Raw genomic sequence first — 11,394 nt, 5'->3', positions numbered from 1 at the left:
GACAAGCGAGTCGAAAAAAGGGGACAGGCTTCAGACAATTTTTTTACGCGCCACCAACGTCACCCAGTAACGGGTACGCGTTTGCACCTCCAGCGGCAGGCTGGCCGCGAGCAGCGCGAGGATGCGATCAGTGTCGTCCAGGCGAAAACTGCCGGTGATCCGCAGTGCTTCAAGCTCCTGCTCCCAACGCAACACACCTGGCCGATAAGTGTCGAGTTCACGCAGGAAATCCCCCAGCGCCTGGTTCTTCGCCATCAACACGCCTTCGCGCCAACCGGGTTGCAGCACATCGAACGGCTCGACCGTTGAGGCGCCAGTTGCTTGCAGGTTGATCTGCTGTCCCGCTCGCAATGTCAGCGAGGTGCCCTGCAACGGCTGCAACTGCACGACCCCGTTGAACACCGACACCCGGCAACTGCTCGCGTTCTGGCGGACGCAGACTTCACTTTGACTGACGATCACTTGTCCGAACCGGGTCTGAATCGTCAGCGGCAAGGTGCCCGACACCTTCAGCGACATCTCACCCTTCACCAACTTCACCCGACGGCTCGGCAAATCCACATCGACGGCGCTGGCGGTATTGAGTTGAAGGGAACTGCCATCGGCCAGTTGCACCTGTTTGCGTTCACCCGTGGCGGTGTGCAGGTCGGCACGCCAGACCTCCAGCGGCAATTGCCGACTGATCAGCCAGGCCGTCGGCACCAGCGCCACCGCGCCCAATGCGCGCTTGAGCACCACGCGTCGCGCTGGATCGGGACGATCGAGACTGCTCAGGGCCAAGGCTGAAGGCAGGTCGGCAAAGCGTTGGCGCAAGGCTTGCGCCTTCTGCCAGGCCAGCTCATGGCTGCGGCAGCTGTCGCGCCATCGCTGCAGGTTCGCCCGGTCCTGTTCGGTAGCACCACCGGACTCCAGCAGCGCCAGCCACTGCGCGGCGGCACGCACAGCCTGACGGACATCGGGCGCCGGGCTACTCACAGCTCCACCAACAGGCAATGCTCGTAGGCTTGCGCCATATAACGTTTGATCGTGCGCTCCGAAACTTTCAAGCGCTCAGCGATTTGCTGGTAGTTCAAGCCTTCGAGCTGGCTCCAGAGGAACGCCCGTCTAACCGCTCTCGGTAATCCGTCGAGCAGTTCATCCAGGGCTTGCAGGGTTTCCAGCAGCAACCAGCGCTGCTCGGGGGACGGCACACAATCCTCGGGCAGCGATGCCAGGGCACTCAGGTAGGCCTGCTCCAGACTGCGGCGTTTGTAAAAGTTGCTCAGCAAGCGTTTGCCCACTGTCAGCAGATAGGCACGGGGCTCATGCAGATCCGCGATCCGCTGGGAGCTGGCGAGCAAACGCAGGAACGTATCCTGGCTGAGATCCGCTGCATCGCACGCGTTGCCCATGCGACGTCTCAACCAGCTTTCAAGCCAGCCACGGTGATCGCGGTACAGATCGTGGAGGGTTTGCTCCTTCGGCATCGCCACATCACTCATCTCAAGAAGCCCTGTGCCAGGAGTTATCGTAAATGAGAGTGATTCTAATTAATATCGCAGCGACGAACCAAGTGCTTTATGCAGCGAACGCGCAGAAAGATCAGGCGGTAAGAGCGAAAGGAGAGAAATACCGAATTTCAAACACAAAAAACCCCGGTCTTTCGACCAGGGTCTTTGCTATCGACTCGAAGTAGCCAATCTCGGCTTTCTTCGTAGCATCAAGGCGTTCAGTGGGCCTTGAGGCAGATATGGCGCAGCGGACGGGACTCGAACCCGCGACCCCCGGCGTGACAGGCCGGTATTCTAACCGACTGAACTACCGCTGCGTATCGCTGTGGACTTGCGTCCTTGTAACTCGTTTGGCTGAAAGCTTCGGTGCTTTTTAGCCACTAAATCAGTCAACCGCGAACCGAATGAATCCGATTCGTGAAATATGGCGCAGCGGACGGGACTCGAACCCGCGACCCCCGGCGTGACAGGCCGGTATTCTAACCGACTGAACTACCGCTGCGCGTCGGTGGAGGCTTTTCAGCTTCCATCTTGCTTTCGCAAGACTCTCGGGAGTGGTGGGTGATGACGGGATCGAACCGCCGACATTCTGCTTGTAAGGCAGACGCTCTCCCAGCTGAGCTAATCACCCGTTTGCATCTCCGAGGCCGCGAAATTTACGCAGGTAGCGAACCTAAGTCAATAGCAGGATTGAAGTTTTTCTGAAAAAGACAAAATTCTTTCAATCGGTACTGCGTCGACCGCTTTCGCGAGCAGGCTCGCTCCCACAATGGATCGCATTTCTAATGTGGGAGCGAGCCTGCTCGCGAAGACGGCGGCACATTCAACATCAATGCCTGAGTTACTCGCTGTAAATCATCTTCTTGGTCATGCCACCGTCCACCACGAACTCCTGCCCCGTGACGAAACCGGCGTTCTTCGACAGCAACCAGGCCACCATCGCCGCCACGTCCTCGACCGTCCCTACCCTGCCCGCCGGATGCTGGGCATGATCGGCATCGGTCAGCGGCTCGGCACGGCGCACCGAAGGGTCCCGCGCATCGATCCAGCCCGGGCTGACCGCATTGACGCGAATCTCCGGCCCCAGACTGATGGCCAACGCGTGAGTCAGGGCCAACAGGCCGCCCTTGCTCGCCGCATACGCCTCGGTATCGGGTTCCGACTGCCCGGCACGGGTCGAGGCCAGATTGACGATCGCCCCGCTATGGGCTCGCAGATACGGCGCACAATGTTTGGCCAACAACATCGGCCCACTGAGATTGACCGCCAATACCCGATTCCAGTAAGCCAGATCGAGACTTTCCAGGGTGATGTTGTGCGGGTCGGCAACAGCGGCGTTGCACACCAGCGCATCCAGACGCCCGAACTGCCCCAATACCTCGGCAACACCCAATGCAACCTGCGCCTCATTAGAGACGTCCATGGCGATGAACCAGGCGTTCTCACCTAGCACCTTCGCCACTTTCGATCCGCGCACCCGGTCCAGATCCGTCAGCACCACTTGCCAGCCTTCGCTGATCAACCAGGCAGCAATGCCCAGACCGATGCCCCGCGCAGCGCCGGTGACCAGCGCTACACGGCCATTGGAGCCCGTTGGCGTGGACAACTCGATCACAGGGCAGCCAAACCGCGCGCCAGGTCGGCTTGCAGGTCCGCCACGTCTTCCAGGCCGACCGCGATGCGGATCAGGCTGTCACGAATGCCTGCGGCTTCACGCTCTTGCGGCGCGAGACGACCGTGGGAGGTGGTGCTCGGGTGCGTGATGGTGGTTTTGCTATCACCCAGGTTGGCGGTGATCGAAATCAGTCGGGTTGCATCGATAAAGCGCCAGGCGCCCTCTTTGCCGCCCTTGACTTCGAAACTCACCACCGCGCCAAAACCTTTTTGCTGACGCTGAGCCAATTCGTGCTGCGGATGGCTCTTGAGGCCGGCGTAATGGACTTTCTCGATACCGTCCTGCTGCTCCAGCCACTCGGCCAACTCCTGGGCGTTGGCGCAATGCGCCTTCATCCGCAGATTCAGGGTTTCCAGGCCCTTGAGGAAGATCCAGGCGTTGAACGGGCTCAGGGTCGGCCCGGCGGTACGCAGGAAACCCACCACTTCTTTCATTTGCTCGCTGCGACCGGCCACGACACCGCCCATGCAACGGCCCTGGCCGTCGATGAACTTGGTCGCCGAGTGCACAACGATGTCTGCGCCCAGTTTCAGCGGCTGCTGCAAGGCCGGGGTGCAGAAGCAGTTATCGACTACCAGCATCGCGCCCTTGGCGTGAGCGATTTTCGCCAGCTCGGCGATGTCCACCAGCTCGGCCAGCGGATTGGACGGCGATTCGACGAACAGCAATTTGGTGTTGGACTTGATCGCCGCGTCCCAGCCGGATAAATCCGCCAACGGAACGTAATCGACTTCGACGCCGAAACGCTTGAAGTATTTCTCGAACAGGCTGATGGTCGAGCCGAACACGCTGCGCGATACCAGGACGTGGTCGCCGGCGCTGCACAGGCTCATCACCACCGCCATGATCGCGGCCATGCCAGTGGCAGTGGCAACGGCTTGCTCGGCGCTTTCCAGGGCGGCAATGCGCTCTTCGAAGGCGCGCACGGTCGGGTTGGTATAGCGCGAGTAGACGTTGCCCGGCACTTCCCCGGCAAAGCGTGCGGCCGCGTCGGCGGCGGTGCGGAACACATAGCTGGAAGTGAAGAACATCGGATCACCGTGCTCGCCTTCCGGCGTACGGTGCTGACCGGCACGTACGGCCAGGGTATCGAACGCTACGCCTTCGAGGTCGCTGTCCAACCGACCGGCATCCCAATCCTGACTCATGCTGTCACTCCTTTCCCTATTCTCGAAAATTAAAAGCCAGATACAAAACCGGCCCCTCAGGGCCGGTAGTTACTCAGTTGTTGTACAGATCGATGATCGCGCTGACTGCCTGCGTCTTGACCTTGGAGGCATCGTTACGTGCCTGCTCGATCTTGTTCAGGTAAGCCTCGTCGACGTCGCCGGTCACGTACTGGCCGTCGAACACCGCACAATCGAACTTCTCGATCTTGATCTTGCCGCCACCGACCGCTTCGATCAAGTCAGGCAGGTCCTGATAGATCAGCCAGTCGGCACCGATCAGGTCCGCCACATCCTGGGTCGAACGGTTGTGGGCGATCAGTTCGTGGGCGCTCGGCATGTCGATACCGTAGACGTTCGGGAAGCGCACGGCCGGTGCGGCAGAGCAGAAGTAAACGTTCTTGGCGCCCGCCTCGCGTGCCATCTGGATGATCTGCTTGCAGGTGGTGCCGCGCACGATGGAATCGTCCACCAACATTACGTTCTTGCCGCGGAATTCCAGCTCGATCGCGTTGAGCTTCTGGCGTACGGATTTTTTCCGTGCCGCCTGGCCCGGCATGATGAAGGTCCGGCCGATGTAGCGGTTCTTCACGAAGCCTTCGCGGAATTTCACGCCCAGGTGGTTCGCCAGCTCCAGGGCCGCGGTGCGGCTGGTGTCCGGGATCGGGATGACCACGTCGATATCGTGATCAGGACGCTCGCGCAGGATCTTCTCGGCGAGTTTCTCACCCATGCGCAGACGGGCCTTGTACACCGACACGCCGTCGATGATCGAATCCGGACGCGCCAGGTAGACGTGTTCGAAGATGCACGGGGTCAGGGACGGGTTGGTTGCGCACTGACGGGTGTGCAGCTTGCCGTCTTCAGTGATGTAGACCGCTTCGCCCGGTGCCAGGTCGCGAATCAGGGTGAATCCGAGCACGTCCAGGGACACGCTTTCGGAGGCGATCATGTATTCGACGCCTTCGTCGGTGTGACGCTGGCCGAACACGATCGGACGGATGCCGTGCGGATCGCGGAAACCGACGATGCCGTAGCCGGTCACCATCGCCACGACCGCATAACCGCCCACGCAACGGTTGTGCACGTCGGTGACGGCAGCGAAGACGTCCTCTTCGGTCGGCTGCAACTTGCCGCGCTGGGCCAGTTCGTGTGCGAACACGTTAAGCAGCACTTCCGAATCGGAGCTGGTGTTGACATGGCGCAGGTCGGATTCGTAAATCTCCTTGGCCAGTTGTTCAACGTTGGTCAGGTTGCCGTTGTGCGCCAGGGTGATGCCGTAAGGCGAGTTGACGTAAAACGGCTGAGCTTCGGCCGACGTCGAGCTGCCCGCAGTCGGGTAGCGCACATGGCCGATGCCCATATGGCCGACCAGGCGCTGCATGTGACGCTGCTGGAACACGTCACGCACCAGGCCATTGTCCTTGCGCAGGAATAACCGGCCATCATGGCTGGTCACGATACCGGCAGCGTCCTGGCCGCGGTGCTGGAGGACGGTTAGCGCGTCATACAGCGCCTGATTGACGTTCGACTTACCGACGATACCGACGATGCCACACATGCGACGCAACCCCTACTTAATGGATCTGAACTGAACACAACTCACTGAGGCGTTTTGGCCGTCGGCAAGAGGTGCTCCTTGAACGGTATATCAGCGGGTACGCTGATTCCGCTGGCAAGCCACTGACTGCTCCACCCGAGAATCAGGTTTTTGGACCAGTCTGCGACCAATAGAAATTTTGGCACGAGCTGCGACTGTTGCCACCACTCGTCCTGCTGTACCGGCCCCAGGCTCAACAGCCCGACCGCCACGACCACCAGCAGCCCGCCACGCGCGGCGCCGAAGGCCATGCCGAGGAATCGATCGGTCCCGGACAGCCCGGTGACGCGTACCAATTCGCCGATAAGATAATTGATCATTGCGCCTACGATTAACGTGGCGACAAACATTATTGCGCAACCCGTGATCACACGGGCTGATGGCGTTTGGATGTATCCGGCGAGGTACTCGGACAATGAGCCACCAAACATCCAGGCAACGACTCCTGCGATGATCCAGGTCACCAGCGACAGTGCTTCTTTGACGAAGCCGCGGCTCAGACTGATCAATGCGGAGATGGCGACGATTGCAACGATCGCCCAGTCAACCCAGGTAAATGGCACAGTGCAGCCTACAGACGGATAAGGCGGCGCATTTTAGCAGAGCCCATGCTTATCGGTAAGCTGCGATTGTCAGTGCATTTCAAATCGGGTCGATAGATTTAGCCGCGCTCTGGTTGAAAGCGCACCACAAATCCCTTGAGGTTCTGCTGGCGGTTCAACAAGTCACGCAGACGATCGGCCTCGGCGCGCTCGATCAGCGGCCCGACAAACACCCGGTTCTTGCCGTCGGCAGAACGGATATAAGCGTTGTAACCCTGGCTGCGCAGGGTTTTCTGCAGTTTTTCCGCACTTTCACGGTTGGACAGGCTGGCCAGTTGCACCGACCAGCTGACCGACAACCCATTGGCATCGACGCGACTCTGCGTGGTGTCCGGCTTGCCCGGAGCCGCCGTAATGGGTTGGGCAGGAGCCGTCGCGGGCTTGGCAGCCAGCGCCGGGATCGGTGCCGGAGCAGGCGGTGTGACCGGCTTGGCAGCTGGCGCCGGAGCCGGTGCCGGTACAGCGGACACAGCGGACACAGCCGGTGCGACCGGTGCAGCCGGCGCTGCAGGCACGTCCTGAGCGATATCGTCGTCGCTCGGCACCGGTTCCTGTGGCAAGGCTTGGGGTTCTGGCACCACTACCGGTTCAACCTGCACTTGCGGCATCGCTGGCGCTTGCGGAGCAGCCGGGGCCTCGACCGTTACCTGGCGCTGCTCATCCTGACGGGAGAACAGCATCGGCAGGAAAATCACGGCCAATGCCACCAGGACCAGGGCGCCAACCATGCGCTGTTTGTAGGCTTTATCCAGCAATGCCATTTGCCGCTTCCTCCGTGGAGCGCCGGGCCAGCCAATCCAGGGCCTCGGCGACACAATAAAATGATCCGAACAACAGAATTTCGTCGTCGCTCGTCGCCAGCGCACACTGCCCTTCCAGGGCGGCGGCCACGCTGCCATATGACGTTACCGAAGCACCGCGCTTGTGCAGCGCCCCGTGCAACTCGACTACCGGCCGTGCCCGCGGCGAATCCAGCGGTGCGACGGCCCAGTGCTCGACACTAGCACTCAACTCGTCAATTACACCATCCAGATCCTTGTCCGCCAGCAAACCGAACACCGCCAGGCGCTTGCCGACAGGTGGACGACTGGCCAGACGCCGGGCCAGATATTCAGCCGCATGTGGGTTATGCCCCACATCCAGCAGCAGATTCAGACGCTCGCCCTGCCAGTTGAACTGCCGGCGATCGAGACGACCGACCACGCGAGTGGCTTGCAGCGCGTCGATGATTTGCGCATCCAACCAAGGCAATCCGAGCAGCAGATAGGCCTGCAACGCCAGCGCGGCGTTTTCCATCGGCAGATCAAGCAAGGGCAAATCGTGTAACTCGACCACACGGCCCTGAGCGTCGAGGCCGCGCCATTGCCAGTTATGGTCGGTGATCCCGAGATCGAAATCGCGCCCACGCAGGAAAAACGGGCAGTTGAGCTCGCGCGCTTTATCCAGCAGGGGTTGTGGAGGATTCAGGTCGCCACAGAGCGCAGGCGCGCCCTGACGGAAGATGCCGGCCTTTTCGAAGGCCACGGACTCACGGGTATCACCCAAATAATCCGCATGGTCGACGCCAATGCTGGTGACCAGCGCCATATCGGCGTCTACCACGTTGACCGTGTCCAGACGACCGCCCAGACCGACTTCCAGCACCACGGCATCGAGCCCGGACTGTTGAAACAGCCAGAACGCCGCCAGGGTGCCCATTTCGAAATAAGTCAGGGAAGTATCGCCGCGCCCCGCCTCCACCGCAGCGAAGGCCTGGCACAGCTCGGCGTCAGTAGCCTCGACGCCGTTGACCTGCACCCGCTCGTTGTAACGCAGCAGGTGCGGCGAATTGTAGACACCGACGTTCAGGCCCTGGGCTCGCAGCAAAGACGCTACGAAGGCACAGGTCGAACCCTTGCCGTTGGTGCCGGTGACCGTAATCACCCGAGGCGCCGGCTTGCCCAGTCCCATGCGGGACGCTACCTGTTGCGAGCGCTCAAGGCCCATGTCGATGGCCGAAGGGTGCAACTGCTCAAGGTAGGCGAGCCACTCGCCAAGGGTACGTTCGGTCATATGTTGGCAGGCACCGGTGGAACGACGATCGGTTCAATTGGCGCGGCGACGAACTTCGGCGTCGGCAGGCCCATCATTTGCGCCAGCAGGTTACCCAGGCGCGGACGCAGTTCCTGACGGTGAATGATCATGTCGATCGCACCGTGCTCCAGCAGGAATTCACTGCGCTGGAAGCCTTCCGGCAGTTTTTCGCGCACGGTCTGCTCGATGACGCGCGGACCGGCAAAGCCGATCAGGGCTTTCGGCTCGCCGACGATCACGTCGCCCAGCATCGCCAGACTGGCGGAAACACCGCCGTAGACCGGATCGGTCAGCACGGAGATGAACGGAATGCCTTCTTCACGCAGACGCGCCAGTACCGCGGAGGTCTTGGCCATTTGCATCAGGGAGATCAGCGCTTCCTGCATCCGCGCACCGCCGGAGGCGGAGAAGCAGATCATTGGGCAGCGTTTTTCCAAGGCGTAGTTGGCGGCGCGCACGAAGCGCTCGCCGACGATGGCGCCCATCGAACCGCCCATGAAGTTGAATTCGAACGCCGAAACCACTACCGGCATGCCCAACAGCGTGCCGCTCATGGAAATCAGGGCGTCTTTTTCGCCGGTCTGCTTTTGCGCTGCGGTCAGGCGATCCTTGTACTTCTTGCCGTCACGGAACTTCAGACGGTCGACCGGCTCCAGGTCCGCACCCAGCTCGGCACGACCTTCGGCGTCGAGGAAAATGTCGATACGGGCGCGCGCGCCGATACGCATGTGGTGATTGCACTTGGGGCAAACGTCCAGGGTCTTTTCCAGCTCCGGACGATACAACACAGCCTCGCAAGACGGGCATTTGTGCCAAAGACCTTCAGGCACCGAGCTCTTCTTGACCTCGGAACGCATGATCGAAGGGATCAGTTTGTCTACCAACCAGTTGCTCATGCTTTCTTTCTCCAGTACCGGCGGCCCGAACGCTCTAGTTCGCAGCCCCGCGTATGCCCTTGAGCTAAATTCATGTGTGCGGCGATGTTTGATGGATGGCCGGGTCAGTGAAGCGTGACCTGCGTACGACCCATCAATCCTCAGCCGTTTTTGTACAGTGCAGTGGACGGCGGCAGTGTGCCAGCCGTCACATCATCCGCGTACCGCTTTGATGAACGCCTTGATCTTTGCGTGATCCTTGATGCCCTTGCTCGCCTCTACCCCGCCACTGACATCCACGGCATAAGGCCGAACCCGCGCCACCGCTTCGGCGACGTTATCAGGGGTCAGGCCGCCCGCCAGGATGATCGGCTTGCTCAAGCCCTGCGGTATCAGTGACCAGTCGAACGCTTCGCCGGTTCCACCGGGAATGCCTTCTACATAAGCATCGAGCAGAATGCCGCTGGCGCCTGGATATGCAGCACAGGCTGCCGCGATGTCGTCACCGGCCTTGACCCGCAATGCCTTGATGTACGGACGATGCCAGCCTTCGCAGTCTTCAGCGCTTTCATCACCATGGAACTGCAAAAGGTCCAGCGGCACGGCGTCGAGAATTTCCCCCAACTCGCAACGGCTGGCATTGACGAACAAACCCACGGTGGTGACGAACGGTGGCAACGCCTTGATGATCGCGCGCGCCTGCTGGAACGTCACCGCCCGCGGGCTCTTGGCATAAAACACGAATCCGATGGCATCGGCTCCGGCTTCGACCGCTGCCAACGCATCTTCTATGCGGGTAATCCCGCAAATCTTGCTGCGAACGGCTGACATGTCGAGAAAACCCCACGGCAAATCCGAGAAAGTCCCGGATGGTAACAAAAGCGTTCGAGGGCGTCAGCCGTCAAGTTCGGAGAAACCGGTCAGGAAGTGCGGCCCGATGTATCGCTCGGGCAATTCGAACTCGTCACGGTACTCGACCTGCACCAGATACAACCCGAACGGATGCGCCGTCACCCCACCGGTACGGCGGATCCGGCTCTCCAGCACTTCCTTCATCCATTCCACCGGACGCTCGCCAGCGCCGATGGTCATCAGTACACCGGCAATGTTGCGCACCATGTGGTGCAGGAAGGCATTGGCGCGGATATCCAGCACGATCATCTTGCCGTGGCGCGTGACGCGCAGGTGATGCAATTGCTTGATCGGCGACTTGGCCTGGCACTGACCGGCGCGAAAAGCGCTGAAGTCATGGGTTCCCACCAGGTATTGAGCCGCCTCGGCCATACGCTCGACGTCCAGCGGACGGTGGTTCCAGGTGATTTCTTCATTGAGGTGCGCCGGGCGGATCTGATCGTTGTAGATCACATAGCGGTAGCGCCGGGCGATGGCCTTGAACCGTGCATGAAAATGCGCCGGCATGACCTTGGCCCAACTGACACTGACGTCGTGCGGCAAGTTGATGTTGGCGCCCATGACCCAGGCTTTCATCGACCGTTCGACCTGGGTATCGAAATGAACCACCTGACCACAGGCATGCACGCCGGCATCCGTACGCCCGGCGCAGAGCAGCGACACGGGAGAGTCGGCGACTTTGGACAGGGCGTTTTCGAGGGTTTCCTGCACAGTGAGCACACCGGAGGCCTGGCGCTGCCAGCCGCGATAACGCGAGCCCTTGTATTCAACGCCCAACGCGATCCGGAAAAAGCCGTCGGCCGCCATTTCGGCGGCCGGGTTATCTATGTTTGCCAAGGGGAACAGCCTGCTGATGTACGCAATGGCGGGCATTATAAGGCTGTGGGACGGGGATGCCAGTACAACAGTCGGTGCAGTGTTGAATGTGACGCCCTCTTCGCGAGCAGGCTCGCTCCCACAGTGGATCGGGGGTGCCCATCATTTGTGTCTCACGCCAACCC

11 protein-coding genes and 3 tRNA genes are annotated in these 11,394 nt (G+C 60.7%); all 14 read right to left on the bottom strand.

From position 1 onward, the window contains the following. Window positions 1-30 precede the first annotated feature (30 nt). Window positions 31-975, bottom strand: coding sequence for a FecR domain-containing protein (locus ACW9HW_RS01290; protein WP_457397650.1), 945 nt, complete (start codon window positions 973-975; stop codon window positions 31-33). Further along, the gene (locus ACW9HW_RS01285; RefSeq protein WP_095193316.1) at window positions 972-1,481 is read right to left on the bottom strand and encodes a sigma-70 family RNA polymerase sigma factor; all 510 of its coding nucleotides are present in this window, start codon (window positions 1,479-1,481) and stop codon (window positions 972-974) included. Before ACW9HW_RS01285 ends, ACW9HW_RS01290 begins: the two co-directional genes overlap by 4 nt. Window positions 1,482-1,730: 249 nt before the next feature. Further along, a tRNA-Asp gene (locus ACW9HW_RS01280) sits at window positions 1,731-1,807 on the bottom strand. Window positions 1,808-1,915: 108 nt separating this feature from the next. Then, a tRNA-Asp gene (locus tag ACW9HW_RS01275) sits at window positions 1,916-1,992 on the bottom strand. A 53-nt stretch (window positions 1,993-2,045) separates the two neighbouring features. Next, window positions 2,046-2,121 (bottom strand) — tRNA-Val (locus ACW9HW_RS01270). A 210-nt stretch (window positions 2,122-2,331) separates the two neighbouring features. Then, window positions 2,332-3,105 (bottom strand): SDR family oxidoreductase, encoded by a 774-nt coding sequence (locus ACW9HW_RS01265; protein ID WP_095193315.1) that lies wholly within the window; start codon window positions 3,103-3,105, stop codon window positions 2,332-2,334. Next, window positions 3,102-4,313, bottom strand: a complete 1,212-nt coding sequence (locus ACW9HW_RS01260) for an O-succinylhomoserine sulfhydrylase (protein ID WP_457397647.1) — start codon at window positions 4,311-4,313, stop codon at window positions 3,102-3,104. Before ACW9HW_RS01260 ends, ACW9HW_RS01265 begins: the two co-directional genes overlap by 4 nt. Before the next feature lie 73 nt (window positions 4,314-4,386). Next, the gene (purF, locus tag ACW9HW_RS01255) at window positions 4,387-5,892 is read right to left on the bottom strand and encodes an amidophosphoribosyltransferase (RefSeq protein WP_095193313.1); all 1,506 of its coding nucleotides are present in this window, start codon (window positions 5,890-5,892) and stop codon (window positions 4,387-4,389) included. 41 nt (window positions 5,893-5,933) lie between these two features. Beyond that, window positions 5,934-6,494 (bottom strand): CvpA family protein, encoded by a 561-nt coding sequence (locus ACW9HW_RS01250; RefSeq protein WP_095193312.1) that lies wholly within the window; start codon window positions 6,492-6,494, stop codon window positions 5,934-5,936. A 98-nt stretch (window positions 6,495-6,592) separates the two neighbouring features. After that, the gene (locus ACW9HW_RS01245) at window positions 6,593-7,294 is read right to left on the bottom strand and encodes an SPOR domain-containing protein (protein WP_457397644.1); all 702 of its coding nucleotides are present in this window, start codon (window positions 7,292-7,294) and stop codon (window positions 6,593-6,595) included. Continuing rightward, on the bottom strand, window positions 7,278-8,585 hold the full coding sequence (folC, locus tag ACW9HW_RS01240) for a bifunctional tetrahydrofolate synthase/dihydrofolate synthase (RefSeq protein ID WP_457397641.1): 1,308 nt from the start codon (window positions 8,583-8,585) through the stop codon (window positions 7,278-7,280). The genes ACW9HW_RS01245 and folC overlap by 17 nt, the downstream gene beginning before the upstream one ends. Then, window positions 8,582-9,502 carry an acetyl-CoA carboxylase, carboxyltransferase subunit beta gene (gene accD / locus ACW9HW_RS01235; RefSeq protein WP_137807446.1) on the bottom strand — a complete coding sequence of 307 codons (921 nt, stop codon included), beginning with the start codon at window positions 9,500-9,502 and terminating at the stop codon, window positions 8,582-8,584. Before accD ends, folC begins: the two co-directional genes overlap by 4 nt. A gap of 192 nt (window positions 9,503-9,694) precedes the next feature. Continuing rightward, complete coding sequence (locus ACW9HW_RS01230) at window positions 9,695-10,312, bottom strand: phosphoribosylanthranilate isomerase (protein WP_095193308.1); 618 nt, start codon at window positions 10,310-10,312, stop codon at window positions 9,695-9,697. 63 nt (window positions 10,313-10,375) lie between these two features. After that, the gene (truA, locus tag ACW9HW_RS01225; protein WP_095193691.1) at window positions 10,376-11,200 is read right to left on the bottom strand and encodes a tRNA pseudouridine(38-40) synthase TruA; all 825 of its coding nucleotides are present in this window, start codon (window positions 11,198-11,200) and stop codon (window positions 10,376-10,378) included. Between the last annotated feature and the right edge of the window lie 194 nt (window positions 11,201-11,394).

The organism is Pseudomonas sp. SDO5532_S415 (assembly GCF_054071155.1).
The sequence above is the reverse complement of the archived record's forward strand: the minus strand, read 5'-3'. Positions and strand labels throughout refer to the sequence as shown.